The sequence below is a fragment of the Micromonospora sp. CA-240977 genome (assembly GCF_050942285.1).
Lineage (GTDB): Bacteria > Actinomycetota > Actinomycetes > Mycobacteriales > Micromonosporaceae > Micromonospora.
The window spans coordinates 22,659-36,583 of record NZ_CP192055.1; the positions used below are offsets into that span (position 1 = coordinate 22,659).

Sequence of the window (13,925 nt, forward strand, 5' to 3'; positions counted from 1 at the left end):
GGTCATGCCGAGCACAGTCGCCACCACCGCACCGGCCGTACCGGGGCTGTTCGCACCCCGCCTGCGCGCCATGACGGTGGGCAGCGTCGCGTTGATCTCGTTGCTCGCGTTCGAGGCGCTGGCGGTCGGTACGGCGATGCCGACCGTCGCCCGCAACCTGGACGGGGTGGCGCTGTACGGGATCGCGTTCGGTGGCCCGTTCGCCACTGGCGTGCTGGCCATGGTGGTCTCCGGCATCTGGTGTGACGCCAGAGGCCCCCGGGGCCCGATGTGGCACGGGGTCGCCTGGTTCGTTGTCGGGTTGCTGATCGCCGGGACGGCCCACGCGATGAGTGTGCTGGTCGTCGGGCGGGTGGTGCAGGGGTTCGGCAGCGGGCTGCTCTCGGTGGCGCTCTACGTGATCGTCGGGCAGGCGTACCCACCGGAACTGCACCGGCGGATCTTCGCGGCGTTCGCGGCGGCGTGGGTCGTACCGTCGCTGGTGGGGCCGGCGGTGGCCGGCCTGATCGTGGAGCGCCTGGGCTGGCGGTGGGTCTTCCTCGCGGTGCCGGCGGTGGCGGTGCCAGCGGTGTTGCTGATCCACCCCGGCCTGCGGTCGCTGGGGCGCAGCGCGACGACCCGGCCACCAGTTGGCGCGGTGGGGCGGATCGGTTGGGCGTGTGGGGCCGCGGTGAGCGCCGCTCTGCTGCACATCGGGGGGCAGCAGCGCGGCGTCACCGCCCTGACACTCATCGCGCTTGCCGTGGTCGGCCTGCTGGTCTGTGCGCCGCGCCTGCTGCCGGCCGGGTTCCTGCGGGCGGCCCGAGGGCTTCCCACAGTGGTGGGGCTGCGCGGGCTGGCGTCAGCGGCCTTCGTCGGCGCCGAGGTGGTCATCCCGTTGATGCTCTCCCGGGAACGGGGTCTCTCGCCGACCGCCGCCGGGCTGGTCCTCACTGTCGGCGCGCTGGCCTGGTCGGCCGGTTCCTGGTTGCAGGGCCGGATCCCGGTGCCGGCGTCCCGGGCCAGCCTGCCGCGCGTCGGGTTGAGCTGCATCACGGTCGGCACTGCCACTGTGGCGCTGGCCGTCCGGCCCGAGCTTCCGGTCGCTGTCGCAGTGCTCGGATGGGCGGTGGCCGGCCTCGGCATGGGGCTGCTCTACCCGTCGTTGTCGGTGCTCACCCTGGAGCTGTCCGCTCCCGGCGAGCAGGGCCGCAACAGTTCCTCCCTGCAACTGGGCGACTCCCTCTTCGCGGCGACCGTGCTCGCGCTGACCGGTGCCGTGCTGGCTGCGGGAAGTGCGCCTGGCCCGGCCAGTTACGCGGCGACTCTGGCGGTGACGGCGGGCCTGGCGCTGCTCGGGGCGCTGCTGGCCGGCCGCGTCGTGGTGGGCGGAAGCGTGCGACAGGGCGGCTGATCCACGGATTTGGTCGCGCCCGGCCTGGTGGGGCCGGGAGGATGGCGGGCGATGAACTTCCTGACCATCCTGCCGCTCGCCGTGGTGATGGTCGCCGGGAGTCAACTTGTCGTGTCGGTCTTCCTCGCCTCGTCGGACCGGCCCCGGGCGGCGTCACTGGGCTTCCTCGCCGGGGCCGGGCTGGTGGTCACCGCCGGAGTGACGGTGAGCTGGCTGCTGACCCGTTGGGTGGGCGGGCTGGCCGCCGACGCCAGTGCCGCCGCCGGCACTGTCGATCGGGGTCCCGCCATCGACCTGGTGGTCCTCGCGCTGCTTGTCGGCCTGGCCGTTGTGGTGTGGGTACGGCGGAACCGGTCCGGGCCGCCGAGGTGGCTGGGGAGCATCGAGCACGCCGACCCGCGTACGGCACTGCGACTTGGCGCGTTGCTCTTCGTGGTGACGCCGACCGATGACCTGACCATGGCCGCGGTGGGGGCGAGTGTGGCCCGACACCACCTGCCGTGGTGGCACCTGGCGCCGTTCGTGCTGCTCACCGTGTTCCTACTCGCTCTGCCCCTGCTGGCGTTGCTGCTGCTCGGGGACAAGGCGGCGCGCGCCCTGACCTGGATGCGCGAGTGGGCCGAGGGGCATGCCTGGATCGTCAACGAGATCGTCATCGCGCTCTTCGCGTTGCTGACCGTGCTGGACCTGATCCGCTCCGGGTGACTCGGGGCACACCCGGTCACGGAGTCGCCAGGTCGTTTCGTCGACTCCGAGGGGGACGACGGCGTGCCGTGGTTCACGGCGGGAAGGAGGACGGGATGAGGGTTCTGGTCACCGGGGCGAGCGGTCACCTGGGGCGTGCGGTGCTTGCCCGGCTGCGCGGTGACGCGATGACCGTCCGGGCCACCAGCCGACGGCCGCGGGCCGGCTCCGAGGTCGAGTGGGGGGTGGCGGACCTGGCGACGGGCGACGGGCTGCCCGAGGCGGTGTCCGGGATGGATGCGGTGCTGCACCTGGCGTCCGCGCCGCGGGGCGGGAAGACCCATCAGGTGGACGTGCTGGGCACCCGACGGCTCGTGGTGGCCGCTGGCGCGGCCGGTGTGCGGCACCTCGTCTACATCTCGATCGTCGGGGTGGATCGGGTGCCGATGCCGTACTACCGGCACAAGCTCGCCGCCGAAGAGGTGGTCGCGGCCGGCCCGGTGCCGTGGTCGGTGCTGCGGGCCACCCAGTTCCCACAGTTCCTGGACGACCTGCTCGCCTCCAGCGCCCGGCTGGGGCCGGTGATCGGGGACCGGGCGGTGCTCGCCCAACCTGTCGATCCGGGCGAGGTGGCGGCCCGACTGGCGGCCCGGCTGGTCGCCGGCCCGCTGGGCGCCATCGAGGAGTACGGCGGGCCGCAGGTGCTCCGCTTCGACGAGGCGGTCCGGGCGTGGCGGGAGGCCCGAGGCTCGCGCCGGCCGCTGCTGCCGGTACGGATTCCCGGTCGACTCGGTCGCGAGTTGCGCGGCGGCGGCCTGGTCACCGAGGCACTGCCCCGGGGCGTCCGCACGTGGGCCGACCACCTCGCCGACACGTACGGGGGAACGGGGCGGAAATGAGAGCAACAACGGTTCACGTTCGTCTTACGGTGACGCCATGTTCGCTGTCGTCACCACTGTGATCCTCTACGTCTTCGGTTTCGTCTTCCTCTACGGCGTGATCCGGCTGGGAGTCCGGCACGCCTTGGAGGATCTGGAGTTGCAACGGGCCAGAGCCCGGCGCGAGGAGGAGTTGGCGGCTGCCCGCGACCGCTCCTTCATGCGCGACAACGCGTTCCTCGCCGGCAGTTGAGCACCGGATCGGTTCGGCCCGGACCGGTGGCGTCCCGCGGTGGTCCGGACGCCGCCGGGCGGTTCAGCGTGGCGGATGCGAAGATCGCACCCGTGATGGGAACGCTGAAGACCGAACCCGCCCGCGCCCGCCTCGACCTGCTCGCCCCGCCGGTGGCGGAAGCCATCGCCCAGTGGCCCGCCGACGCGCCGGTGGACGTCAACGATGTGCTTGTCGCGCCGATCGACGCCGAGCTTGCCGACACCGCCGCGTTCTGTGCGGCGTACGAGGTGGGGCTGGACGTGTCGGCCAACTGTGTCGTGGTGGCGGGCAAGCGTGAGGGTGTGGTCCGCTACGCGGCCTGCATCGTCCTGGCCACCACCAGAGTCGATGTGAACGGGGTGGCCCGCCGGGCGCTCGACGTCCGCAAGGCGAGCTTCGCCCCGATGGCCGACGCTGTCGAGTTGACCGGGATGGAGTACGGCGGCATCACCCCGATCGGGCTGCCGGCGCAGTGGCCGATCCTGGTGGACGCGCGGGTCATCGCCACCCCGCACGTGATCATCGGGTCCGGCGTACGGCACAGCAAGATCGCGCTGCCGGGGCCGGCGCTGGGCGCGCTGCCCGGCGCGCAGGTGGTGGAAGGGCTGGCCAGGCCAGCTTGAGCAGCAACCGGCATCGATGTTGTTGCACGTGAAACATCGTGATCATCGATGCCGGTGCCCGGCCCGGTGGCTCAGTGTGCCGCGGCCTCGCGCTGCTCGACCTCGGCGAGCGCCGCGAGCAGGGTCGACACCTCCTGGGCGCCGGAGACGGCGTACTTCCCGGCCAGGACGAACATCGGCACGCCGGTGATGCCGAGATCCCGGGCGGTGGCCAACTGGGCCTCGACGTCGGCGACGCGCTCGTCGGAGTCGAGGAAGCGGCGTGCGTCGGCCGTGTCCAGGCCGACAGTGCCGGCCAGGGTGGCCAGCGCCTCGCGGGAACCCACGTCGACACCCTGCACGAAGTGCGCCTGGTACAGCGCCTCGACCAGCTCGGCCGCCCGACCGTGGTCGGTGGCGTAGGAGACCAGCCGGTGCGCGTCGAAGGTGTTGGCGATCACCGCGCGGTCGTAGTCCAGTCGAAGCCCGTCAGCCGCCGCGACCTGGGTCACGTGGGCGATCATCTGCCTGGCGCGTTCCGGGCCGCCGAACTTGCCGGCCAGCGCCTCCACCAGGGGAAGCGGCTCGGCGACCGGCGACGGGTCGAGCTGGAACGGCCGGTAGCGGACCGTCACCTCGCCCGGATAGCTGGCGAGGGCCTCATCCAGGCGGCGCTTGCCGATGTAGCACCACGGGCAGATGACGTCCGCGTAGATCTCGATCTCCATGATCGGTGGCAACCTAGCGGTCAGCCGAGTTGTTCCCGCACCTGACGCTTGAGCCGGCCCAGGATCGCCGTGCCGCCGCGGATCCGCAGCGGGCTGATCGCCTGCGCCAGGCCCATCCGCTGATAGAGGTCGTCCGGCACGGCCAGCACCTCCTCCGGGCTCGCCTGGGCCAGCCCTTCGGCGAGGATCCCGGCGAACGCCCGGGTGGTCGGCGCCTCCGGCGGACAGTCGAAGATCGTCGCCACGGTGCCCTCCGGGGTCACCTCGGCGCGCAGGAAGAACGACGTCTGACACTCCGGCACCTGTTCCATGCCCTCGCGCTCGGCGGCGCCCGCCGGCAGCACCGGGATGACGTCCGCATACTCCAGCAGCATCTCCAGCACCAGGTCACGCGGCGCGGCAGCGAACTCGTCGACGATCTCGGCCAGTCGGGCCGGCATGTCAGCCATGCGTCGAGGCTACCGCCGGTCACCTGCCGACCGGCCGGCGGCGCACACCGCGCCTGACCCGGCCCGTTCGTCACGCCGTCGGCGTCTGCTCGCTGATCTCGCTGAGGGCGCTGGTGGGGTCGAGCTGCATGGCCAGGTCGCCGAGGGAGACGATCCCGACCAGCTTGCGATCGGTGTCACAGACCAGCACCCGGCGGATGCCCCGGTCTCGCATGAGCGCCGCCGCCTCGCCCGCCGTGCAGTGCTGCTCGATCATGACCACCTCACGGGTGACGATCGAGCCGATGGTGGTGGCCGCGGGGGAGCTGTTCTCCGCCACGGCCCGCACCACGATGTCCCGGTCGGTCAGCATGCCGGCGAGGCTGGCGCCGTCGGTGACGACCACGTCGCCGATGTCCGCCTCCTTCATCACCCTGGCCGCCTCGTCCAGGGTGGTCTCCGCCGGCAGGTACACGACCTGCTTGGTCATCACGTCACTGACCCGGTAACCGGTCATCAGAGCCTCCGAAAGCGTTCCACCCGATCCGACTGCACTACCCGGTGACGCGGCAGCTACACCAGGTTTCCACGTTCCTGGCGTACCTCGTGCACGAGTCGGTCCACCAGACCGTCCAGCGGTAGCTCGGTGCGCGCGTCGCCGGCCCGCTCACGCAGCTCGACGTACCCCTCGGCGAGTCGGCGGCCGACCACGACGGCCCGGGGGATGCCGATCAGCTCCGCGTCGGTGAACTTGACCCCGGCCGAGACGTGCGTGCGGTCGTCGACAAGCACCCGCAGGCCGGCGGCGGCGAGACGCCCGCCCAGCTCCAGCGCCGCGTCGAGTTGCGGCCCCTTGCCCGCCACCACAAGGTGTACGTCGCACGGCGCGATCGCCGCCGGCCAGACCAGTCCCCGGTCGTCGTGGTGCTGCTCGGCGATCGCCGCGACCGCCCGGGACACCCCGATGCCGTAGCAGCCCATCGTCGGCCGGACCGGCTTGCCGGCCGGCCCGAGCACGTCGACCGCGAACGCGTCGGTGTACCGGCGACCGAGCTGGAAGATGTGGCCGATCTCGATGCCCCGCCGGATGGTCAGCTCGCCGTCGGCGCAGTCGGGGCAGCTGTCACCGGCGCGCACCTCGGCCGCCTCGATCGTCCCGTCGGGCGTGAAGTCCCGCCCGTGGACGACGTCGGTCGCGTGCCGGCCCGGCTCGTTCGCCCCGGTCAGCCACGCGGAGCCGGGCACCACCCGGGGATCGACCAGGTAGCGGATGCCCAGCTTGTCGAGCACCTGCGGCCCGAGGTACCCGCGTACCAGCTCCGGATGCTCGGCCCACTCGTCGAAGACGGCCACCTGGGCCGGCGCCAGCGCGGCGGCGACCCGCTTCAGGTCGACCTCCCGGTCCCCGGGCAACCCGATCACCAGGGGCTCGGCCCGGTCGACACCCGGCCGCCGGACGGACAGCACCACGTTCTTCAGGGTGTCGGCGGCGGTCCAGCCGTCCCGGCCGCCCAACCGCCTGGTGTTCGCCAGCGCCACCAGACCGGCGATGGTCGGGGTCTCCGGTGTGTCGTGCACCTCGGTCGCCGGCTGCGTGGTCGGGTCGGCGGCGGCCGGCGCACGGGTGACCACCGCCTCGGTGTTCGCCGCGTAGGCGCAGGCGGTGCAGCCGACGAAGGTGTCCTCGCCGACCGGTGTCGCCGCCAGGAACTCCTCCGACGCGGAGCCACCCATCGCGCCGGACATCGCGTGCACCACCGCGTAGTCCAGGCCCAACCGGTCGAAGATCCGCTGGTACGCCGCGCGATGCCGGGCGTACGCGTCCCGCAGCCCCGCCTCGTCCAGGTCGAAGGAGTACGCGTCCTTCATCAGGAACTCGCGGCCGCGCAGCAGCCCGGCCCGGGGTCGCGCCTCGTCGCGGAACTTCGTCTGCACCTGGAACAGCGTCACCGGGAAGTCCCGGTACGAGGTGAACAGGTCCTTGACCAGCAGCGCCGCCATCTCCTCGTGGGTGGGTGCCAACAGGTGCTCGGCGCCGCGCCGGTCGGCGAGGGTGAAGATGTCGTCGCCGTACTCCGTCCACCGGCCGCTCGTCCGGTAGGGATCGGCCGGCAGCAGCGCCGGGAAGTGCACCTCCTGGTCGCCGATCGCAAACAACTCGCCACGCACCACGTCGGTGATCCGATCCAGCACCAGCTTGCCCAGCGGCAGCCAGGTGTAGCCGCCCGGCGCGGCGCGGCGGATGTAACCGGCCCGCAGGAGGAGCCGGTGGCTCGGGACCTCCGCGTCGGCCGGGTCCTCGCGCAGGGTCCGGAGCAGCAGGGTCGACATGCGTAGCAGCATGCGCGCAGCGTAGAGCCGTGCCGACCGGCCGAGCGACCCAATTCGTCCGGCGCGTCGACGGACGTCACTCGGCGAACTCACGAAAGCTGTCGGTCCGTGTCGGCAACCACGATTGCCCAGGGCGACGTCTGGAGAGGCATCACGTTCCCCATGCACCACGACCCGAAGGATCGGCCCGTGTGGACCCTCTGCTGAGTGAGTTCGACTCGTTCGTCCGTACCCGCACGCCGGCGTTGTTGCGCTCGGCCTACCTACTCACCGGTGACCAGCACCTGGCCGAGGATCTCGTCCAGTCGGCGCTGGCCCGGACCCACCGGTCCTGGAACCGGCTGCACCACAGCGGCAACGCCGAGGCGTACACGCGCAAGGTCATGTACCACCTACAGGTGTCCTGGTGGCGGCGACGCCGGGTACCCGAGTCGATGCCGGGCGACCTGCCCGAGCCCCGCGGAGGCGGCTCGGCCCCGGACCACGCGCAACAGACCAGCCTGCGGCTCACCCTCCGGTCGGCGCTGACGAAGCTCTCCCCGAAGCAACGGGCCGTGCTGGTGCTGCGGTTCTTCGAGGACCGCACCGAGGCGGAGACCGCCGATCTGCTCGGGGTCACCGTCGGCACGGTGAAGAGCCAGACCGCCAAGTCACTGGCCAAGTTACGCGCCGTCGCCCCCGAACTCGCCGAGCTGTACGTCCTGGAAGGGAGCACCCGATGAACGACCAGCGCCTCCGGCTCGACCTGGCCGACCTGGCCGAAGAGGTCACCGTGGTCGACCTGCGGGACCGGACCCTGCGGACGTCCCGCCGGCTCGGGATCCAGCGCACCGTGGCCACGTCGGCTGCCGCGCTGGTGCTGATCGCGGCGGCGGCCGGCACCGCCTTCGCCATCCGCCCGGACCAGTCTCCGGCTCCGCTTCCCGCCGACAGCCCGTCGGTGACCGCGACGCCGACCGCACCGCCCAGCCCGACGTCATCCCCCAGCACCCCGAGCAGCCCGCCCAGCGGCGGGTCCAGCGCGAACACGCCGACTGTGACGATCGGCAGGCTCTTCTACGGGCCCGCCGAGGTGACCGGCGCGACAAGCGCGAACCTGCGGTCCTGGCACCCCGGCGACAACCCGGTTCGCCTGCTGGCGCTGCCCGCTCTCGCGTTGAAGGGCAACGTGAGTGTCTCGTCGGACGGCCATCGGGTGGCCTGGGTGGACAGCGGCGACACCGGCAACAACCTGTTCGTCGCCAACGTCGACGGCTCCGACCGGCGGCAGGTGCGCTCGGGTGTCGACCCGTACTGCGTCACCCCGGTCTGGTCGCCGGACGGGCGGCAACTGCTGTTCCGCGAGACGACGTCGAACGCTTCGGGTGAACCCGGCCGGTACGGCATGTTGGAGGTGCGTTCGACGGGATCGACAGTGCGCTGGTGGAAGTCCGCACCTGAGGCATGTCACGCCCTCTGGTCCGCGGACGGGCAGACCATCGCCATGAACACCAACGCCGGGGTCACGCTCTACGGCACCGACGGCACGACGAAGCGCGTCGTCCCCGGCTTCTCCCTGGACGGTTGGCGCAGCAACGACATCACCAGCCTCTCCCCGGACGGCTCCCGGATCGCGCTGCTGCGGACGAAACCGACCGAGGACGCTGGCGACGTCGCTCGCGACCTGTGGGTCAACGTCGTGCTGGACACCCGGACGGGTAAGGAGATCCGGCTGCCACTCGGCGGCCGCGAGCTGCGGCAGGTGTACTTCCCGACCGACGGCTCGATGGTCGTGCGGGTGCGGGACGGCAGCGGGCACGCCGTGCTGCTTGTCAGCGCGGACGGCCGCAAGATCTCCGAGACCGCCGAGCCGGCGAGCCTGGCGGACATGCAGATCCTTGCCGTTGCGGGCTGACGTAGCGGGCGGAGGGCGGGCCACCCCCTGGTGGCCCGCCACCGGGTCCGGGTCACCGCGCGCTGGGGAGTCGGCCCTCACAGCGGACGTCCGGATCGGCCGCCGGCCGCCTGGGCATCATCCAATTCAGCGCGGTCTCCTCCACCGGCCAACCACGCACCGACACGAGGCTGTACGGCACTGCCGTCACCTGTGGGCAGAGGACCTGCGACTCGACCCAACCGTTCGGCAGGAACCGCACGGTGGCGGCCCGGTCCAGCACGATCGTCGAGGTGTCGGTGACCGCGATGAGCGCGCCGAGCACCACCTCCGGGCCAGCGTCGGCGGCCGGCGGCGCCCCGGCTCCGTCGCCCGGGGTCAGCGCGCCCTCACCCGTCGCGGTTGTCACGGCCGGTGCTGCCGGGGCCGTCCCTGCGGGTTCCTTCGGCACCACCTCGATCGCGGCGGTGGGCAACAGCGGCACCCGGAGGAAGACCGCGCCCATCACCACCGGGAGCACGCCGGCGACAGTGAACGCCAGGCCGTGGGTCAGCGCCGGGGCGATCCAGCCGGGGATCGGGCCGGTGAGCAGCACGGTGGCGGCGGGCGGCACCGCCAGCAGCGCGGCGGTGCCCCACTCGCGATCGTGGTACGCCGTCCAGATCGCCGGCCCCAGCACGCTGTACGCCAGAACCGCCGCCGCCAGTGGCAGCGCCACACTGACCAGCAGGACCCGGGTCGGCTGGTCCGGGTGCAGATAGCGGGTACGCAGCGCGAGCAGCCAGAGGGCGAGCATCAGCAGCGACGGCAGGAAGCGGAGCTGCCAGGTCAGCGCCCCCAGCGCGACCGCGGCGCTGATCACCCAGCCCGGGGTGCGGGCCGTTCCGGAGGCCAGCAGTGACCGTTCCGGGTCGAACCGGTCCGGAGCACTGAGCCGCAGCAGTCGACCGAGCACCCCGAAGGTGAGCACGACGACGGGGAACGCCCACACCAGCGCGATCAGCAGGGCGCTGAGCAGGCCGAGCGGGCTGACGTACTGCACCAGCAGCAGCATCGTGGACATGTCCTGTTGGCTGAGCTGCCACAGTCGCAGCACCAGAAGCAGGACGGGAAAGGCGGGTAGGAGGGTCAGCAGCCACTGCTGCGCCTGCCGCGCCCCCGCCATCCGGCGCGGGCGGCGGGTCTCGGCGAAACTGGTGACGATCCGGGGTGCGCCGGGGGCGGTAGCGCGATCCTCTCCCACGGCCACTGTCGCACCTCCACCTTCCTCGCGTCGGGTTGCTGCTGTTCCGCGACCGGCTGCGGGAGGTTGTATCCCTGCTGCCAACGGAGGTTGGCGTTGTACGCGTTCTCCCAGGCCGAGTTCTCCTCGTCCTTTGCCGATTCGTAGAGCGCGAGGTCGACCAGGTCGAGCAGGGCCTGGTTGGGGCCGACGTTGACGCCCCACCGCTCCTGCGGCGACGAGCCGATGTCCCAGTGCTGCAACGGCTTCGCGTTCTTGAGGGCCACCGGAAAGCGTTGACCGTCGTCGCCCGGCTGGTCGGCTGTGACGAAGCCGGCGAGGATCGCCGCGTCGGTGGTGACGGCCTGCACCTTGCCGTCGTACAGCTCCTGGACGCACTCGCTGATCCTGTTCCGGCCCACCGGGGTGGCGCCGGCCTCGGCGAGACGCTGGATGGACGTCGAGGTGGTCAGCGAGCAGACCGTCAGCCCACGGAGATCCTCCAGGCTGCTCACCGGCCCCTTGAAGCTTTTCAGGGTGACCACCGACTGCTCGGTGTGCAGGTACGCCGCGGAGAAGACGGCGCCCTCTTCCCGGCGCTTGTCGTTGATGCTGTACGAGGCGATGACCAGGTCGACGATGACGAACCCGTCGTTGTCCCGGGCCTGTCGACGGGCCCGGTCCTCGCTCTCGATCGGCACGAAGCGCACCTGGGAGTGGTCGAAGCCGAGATAGCCCGCGATCATGTAGGCGATGTCGACGTCGAAGCCCTTCCAGACGTTGTTCGCAAGGTGCTGCGAGATGCCCGGCTGGTCGTCCTTCACCCCGATGACGAGCTGCTGCTTCCCCTTGAGGCCGGCCTTCTCCAGCAACTCGTCCCGGGTCGGCGGCCCCATCGCGAGGACGATCGGGACCAGGGCGGCGGCCAGGACGGCCAGCGCGACGACGAGCCCCACGAGTCGGATCTGGCGGGTCCGTGCGGTGCGCGGCGAGGTGGTCGCCGGTGGGGTCGGCCCCGGAGGGCTCGGCTCGCTTGCCTGGCTCAACTAGGCCCTCCCCGCCGCTCGGACCGGTGATCGGCCCCCATTGTGGGGCCTGGGCGCGAACCACGGCACTGCGCCACCAGCCGGATTGGCGACAGTAGCGCCTGACCGATTTCTGATCCAGTGGCCGGAACGATCCGCTGGCCCATGACCTCCGCCACGTCGCCCGATCGGGGCACTGCGCGCAGTGCCCCCGGTGACAGACTGGTCGCCGCAGGCAACGAGCGGTGTGAGGGGGCGCAGGTGCGCTGGCGCAGTTTTGTCGCGGTCGGGGACAGTTTCACCGAAGGCATGGATGACGCGTACCCGGACGGCACCTACCGAGGCTGGGCGGACCTGGTGGCGATTCGGCTCGCCGCCGAGGCGGGGCCCGACTTCCGGTACGCGAACCTGGCCATCCGGGGTCGGCTCTTCCCCAGCGTGGTAGCCGAGCAGGTGCCGTCGGCGGTGGCGATGAAGCCGGATCTGATCAGCTTCGCGGCCGGCGGCAACGACGTGCTGCGCCGCACCTTCGACCCGGACGCGCTGGTGTCCCGCTTCGACGAGGTGGTCCGGCAGCTGCGCTCGGGCGGTGCGGACGTGCTGCTCTTCCGGTTCGCCGACGTGATGGCCCGGCTGCCCGGCCAGCGCCTCGTCGCCCCCCGGGTGCAGTTGCTCAACCAGGCCGTCGGCGAGACCGCCGAGCGGCACGGCGCCATCATGGTCGACCTGTACGCCGACGACACCTTCCTCAACCCGATGCTGTGGAGCACCGACCGGTTGCACCTCTCGCCGGCCGGTCACCGGCGGGTCGCGGGGCAGGTGTTGAACGCGCTCGGCGTCGGTTGCGACGAGGAGTGGCTGATGGTCCCGCCGCACCCGGCGCCGTCGCCGTGGTTGGCTGCCCGTGCCGCCGACGTGCGGTGGGCCGGTCGGCACCTCGCGCCCTGGCTGAAGCGGCGGCTGACCGGCCGGTCGTCCGGTGACAGGGTGACGGCGAAGCGTCCGTTGCTCGGGCCGATCGTCGACTGACGGTGCGCACGCTGCACACCGCACCGCTGCTGCGGCGCACCGCCGATGGCGCGTCGCAGCCCGAGCACGCAGTGGTGGTGAGCGGTGACCGGATCGAGGCCGTCGGCCCGCTGGCCGAGTTGAGTGCGACGTACGCGGGCGTTCGGGTCCGCGGTTGGCCCGGCACGCTGGGGCCGGGCCTGCTGCACGACGGCCCGTTGCCGGCGGCGCCCACCCCGCGCGAGCGGGTGCACGCGTTGCTGCGGAACGGAGTGACGGCGGTGCTGCTGGAGCACCTGGCCGATCCGGCCCTGCGGGTCGCCGTCGACCGGGGTGACCTGCTCGTGCTGCCCGCTGCCGTGCCGCCCACGCTACGGGCGGGTGAGCGCGCCGACCTCGCGGTTCATGCCGCCGACGGTGTCTGCCTGGTGACAGTGGTCGCGGGCCGGATCGCCCACCGTCGCGCCTGAGGAAGCCTGGCGTGCGCTCCGTCGCACAGCGATGGCCGTTCATCGACCCGGGTTACGGCGTAGTTTGGGGATCATGTCTGTGCCGAACGATCCTGATCCCCGCCTTCAGTCGTACGCCGATCCGCAACGTCTGGTCACCACCGAGTGGCTGGCCGAGCACCTGGGCGACGAGGGCCTCGTGGTTGTCGAGTCCGACGAGGACGTGCTGCTCTACGAATCGGGTCACATTCCCGGTGCTGTGAAGGTCGACTGGCACCTGGAGTTGAACGACCAGGTGACCCGCGACTATCTGGATGCCGAGCGCTTCGCCGAGTTGTGCGCCGCGAAGGGCATCGGCCGGGGCGACACCGTCGTCTTCTACGGCGACAACTTCAACTGGTGGGCCGCGTACGCCCTCTGGGTGTTCTCGCTCTTCGGCCACGCCGACGTGCGGCTGCTCGACGGCGGCCGGCAGAAGTGGATCGCCGAGGGGCGCGAGGTGACCCGCGACAAGCCGGCTCGTCCCCGTGCCGACTACCCGGTGCCGCTGCGCGACGACGCGCCGCTGCGGGCCTACCGTGAGCAGGTCATGGCGCACATCGCCGCCGGCCGGCCGCTTGTCGACGTCCGGTCGCCGGGTGAGTACACCGGCGAGACGCTGCACATGCCGGACTACCCGCAGGAGGGCGCGCTGCGGGGCGGGCACATCCCGGGCGCGGTCAGCAAGCCGTGGAAGTCCGCCGCCAATGAGGACGGCACGTTCAGGTCGGCCGACGAGCTGAAGGCGATCTACGCCGATCAGCTCGGGCTGAGCCCCGACGACGACGTGATCGCGTACTGCCGGATCGGCGAGCGGTCCAGCCACACCTGGTTCGTGCTGCGGCATCTGCTGGGTTACCCGCAGGTGCGCAACTACGACGGCTCGTGGACCGAGTGGGGCAACCTGGTCCGGGCACCCGTCGTCAAGGGCGACCAGCCCGGCGGCCTCGCCGCCTGAGCGGCCGCTGGTGGATTGGCCGCCTGAGCGGCC

At 71.8% G+C, this 13,925-nt stretch carries 16 protein-coding genes; 10 read left to right on the top strand and 6 right to left on the bottom strand.

The genetic code is table 11. From position 1 onward, the window contains the following. Positions 1-4 precede the first annotated feature (4 nt). The 5 genes from ACQPWW_RS00110 to ACQPWW_RS00130 all read left to right on the top strand — a co-directional run bounded on the left by ACQPWW_RS00110 (position 5) and on the right by ACQPWW_RS00130 (position 3,852). Positions 5-1,393, top strand: coding sequence for an MFS transporter (locus ACQPWW_RS00110; protein WP_433127958.1), 1,389 nt, complete (start codon positions 5-7; stop codon positions 1,391-1,393). A 51-nt stretch (positions 1,394-1,444) separates the two neighbouring features. Next, entirely contained in the window at positions 1,445-2,098 is a 654-nt protein-coding gene (locus tag ACQPWW_RS00115) for a GAP family protein (RefSeq protein WP_433127959.1), read from the top strand. A 95-nt stretch (positions 2,099-2,193) separates the two neighbouring features. After that, positions 2,194-2,976, top strand: coding sequence for an SDR family oxidoreductase (locus ACQPWW_RS00120; RefSeq protein ID WP_433127960.1), 783 nt, complete (start codon positions 2,194-2,196; stop codon positions 2,974-2,976). A 37-nt stretch (positions 2,977-3,013) separates the two neighbouring features. Next, positions 3,014-3,208: a hypothetical protein gene (locus tag ACQPWW_RS00125; RefSeq protein WP_151487707.1), complete on the top strand. Its 195-nt coding sequence runs from the start codon at positions 3,014-3,016 to the stop codon at positions 3,206-3,208. Positions 3,209-3,303: 95 nt separating this feature from the next. Beyond that, positions 3,304-3,852 carry a YbaK/EbsC family protein gene (locus ACQPWW_RS00130; protein WP_433134768.1) on the top strand — a complete coding sequence of 183 codons (549 nt, stop codon included), beginning with the start codon at positions 3,304-3,306 and terminating at the stop codon, positions 3,850-3,852. A 71-nt stretch (positions 3,853-3,923) separates the two neighbouring features. Here the strand turns inward: ACQPWW_RS00130 and ACQPWW_RS00135 are convergent, their stop codons facing one another. The 4 genes from ACQPWW_RS00135 to ACQPWW_RS00150 all read right to left on the bottom strand — a co-directional run bounded on the left by ACQPWW_RS00135 (position 3,924) and on the right by ACQPWW_RS00150 (position 7,330). Continuing rightward, positions 3,924-4,559 (bottom strand): DsbA family oxidoreductase, encoded by a 636-nt coding sequence (locus ACQPWW_RS00135; protein ID WP_433127961.1) that lies wholly within the window; start codon positions 4,557-4,559, stop codon positions 3,924-3,926. A 20-nt stretch (positions 4,560-4,579) separates the two neighbouring features. Continuing rightward, positions 4,580-5,008 carry a SufE family protein gene (locus ACQPWW_RS00140; protein WP_433127962.1) on the bottom strand — a complete coding sequence of 143 codons (429 nt, stop codon included), beginning with the start codon at positions 5,006-5,008 and terminating at the stop codon, positions 4,580-4,582. A 70-nt stretch (positions 5,009-5,078) separates the two neighbouring features. Next, positions 5,079-5,504 (bottom strand): CBS domain-containing protein, encoded by a 426-nt coding sequence (locus ACQPWW_RS00145; protein ID WP_433127963.1) that lies wholly within the window; start codon positions 5,502-5,504, stop codon positions 5,079-5,081. 56 nt (positions 5,505-5,560) lie between these two features. Continuing rightward, on the bottom strand, positions 5,561-7,330 hold the full coding sequence (locus ACQPWW_RS00150; RefSeq protein ID WP_433127964.1) for a proline--tRNA ligase: 1,770 nt from the start codon (positions 7,328-7,330) through the stop codon (positions 5,561-5,563). 179 nt (positions 7,331-7,509) lie between these two features. Here ACQPWW_RS00150 and ACQPWW_RS00155 point away from each other — a divergent pair, with 179 nt between their 5' ends. After that, positions 7,510-8,040 (top strand): SigE family RNA polymerase sigma factor, encoded by a 531-nt coding sequence (locus tag ACQPWW_RS00155; protein WP_433127965.1) that lies wholly within the window; start codon positions 7,510-7,512, stop codon positions 8,038-8,040. Continuing rightward, the gene (locus tag ACQPWW_RS00160; RefSeq protein WP_433127966.1) at positions 8,037-9,212 is read left to right on the top strand and encodes a TolB family protein; all 1,176 of its coding nucleotides are present in this window, start codon (positions 8,037-8,039) and stop codon (positions 9,210-9,212) included. The genes ACQPWW_RS00155 and ACQPWW_RS00160 overlap by 4 nt, the downstream gene beginning before the upstream one ends. A gap of 52 nt (positions 9,213-9,264) precedes the next feature. Here ACQPWW_RS00160 and ACQPWW_RS00165 read toward each other — a convergent pair whose 3' ends face one another. Both ACQPWW_RS00165 and ACQPWW_RS00170 read right to left on the bottom strand, forming a co-directional pair. Continuing rightward, complete coding sequence (locus tag ACQPWW_RS00165; RefSeq protein ID WP_433127967.1) at positions 9,265-10,434, bottom strand: hypothetical protein; 1,170 nt, start codon at positions 10,432-10,434, stop codon at positions 9,265-9,267. Next, positions 10,320-11,459, bottom strand: coding sequence for a transporter substrate-binding domain-containing protein (locus ACQPWW_RS00170; protein WP_433127968.1), 1,140 nt, complete (start codon positions 11,457-11,459; stop codon positions 10,320-10,322). The genes ACQPWW_RS00165 and ACQPWW_RS00170 overlap by 115 nt, the downstream gene beginning before the upstream one ends. Before the next feature lie 240 nt (positions 11,460-11,699). Between ACQPWW_RS00170 and ACQPWW_RS00175 the strand changes: the two genes are divergently transcribed. From ACQPWW_RS00175 to ACQPWW_RS00185, 3 genes are all read left to right on the top strand, one after another. Continuing rightward, complete coding sequence (locus ACQPWW_RS00175; RefSeq protein WP_433127969.1) at positions 11,700-12,467, top strand: SGNH/GDSL hydrolase family protein; 768 nt, start codon at positions 11,700-11,702, stop codon at positions 12,465-12,467. A gap of 2 nt (positions 12,468-12,469) precedes the next feature. Continuing rightward, entirely contained in the window at positions 12,470-12,916 is a 447-nt protein-coding gene (locus tag ACQPWW_RS00180; protein WP_433127970.1) for an imidazolonepropionase-like domain-containing protein, read from the top strand. A 73-nt stretch (positions 12,917-12,989) separates the two neighbouring features. Next, complete coding sequence (locus tag ACQPWW_RS00185) at positions 12,990-13,892, top strand: sulfurtransferase (protein ID WP_433127971.1); 903 nt, start codon at positions 12,990-12,992, stop codon at positions 13,890-13,892. Positions 13,893-13,925: the final 33 nt, after the last annotated feature.

Bases quoted from the DNA above. Each gene is read 5' to 3' on its own strand.
- ACQPWW_RS00115 (WP_433127959.1), top strand. From the start codon at position 1,445: ATGAACTTCCTGACCATCCTGCCGCTCGCCGTGGTGATGGTCGCCGGG.
- ACQPWW_RS00150 (WP_433127964.1), bottom strand. From the start codon at position 7,330: ATGCTGCTACGCATGTCGACCCTGCTGCTCCGGACCCTGCGCGAGGAC.
- ACQPWW_RS00145 (WP_433127963.1), bottom strand. From the start codon at position 5,504: ATGACCGGTTACCGGGTCAGTGACGTGATGACCAAGCAGGTCGTGTAC.
- ACQPWW_RS00110 (WP_433127958.1), top strand. From the start codon at position 5: ATGCCGAGCACAGTCGCCACCACCGCACCGGCCGTACCGGGGCTGTTC.
- ACQPWW_RS00120 (WP_433127960.1), top strand. From the start codon at position 2,194: ATGAGGGTTCTGGTCACCGGGGCGAGCGGTCACCTGGGGCGTGCGGTG.
- ACQPWW_RS00185 (WP_433127971.1), top strand. From the start codon at position 12,990: ATGTCTGTGCCGAACGATCCTGATCCCCGCCTTCAGTCGTACGCCGAT.
- ACQPWW_RS00130 (WP_433134768.1), top strand. From the start codon at position 3,304: ATGGGAACGCTGAAGACCGAACCCGCCCGCGCCCGCCTCGACCTGCTC.
- ACQPWW_RS00125 (WP_151487707.1), top strand. From the start codon at position 3,014: ATGTTCGCTGTCGTCACCACTGTGATCCTCTACGTCTTCGGTTTCGTC.
- ACQPWW_RS00140 (WP_433127962.1), bottom strand. From the start codon at position 5,008: ATGGCTGACATGCCGGCCCGACTGGCCGAGATCGTCGACGAGTTCGCT.
- ACQPWW_RS00135 (WP_433127961.1), bottom strand. From the start codon at position 4,559: ATGGAGATCGAGATCTACGCGGACGTCATCTGCCCGTGGTGCTACATC.
- ACQPWW_RS00160 (WP_433127966.1), top strand. From the start codon at position 8,037: ATGAACGACCAGCGCCTCCGGCTCGACCTGGCCGACCTGGCCGAAGAG.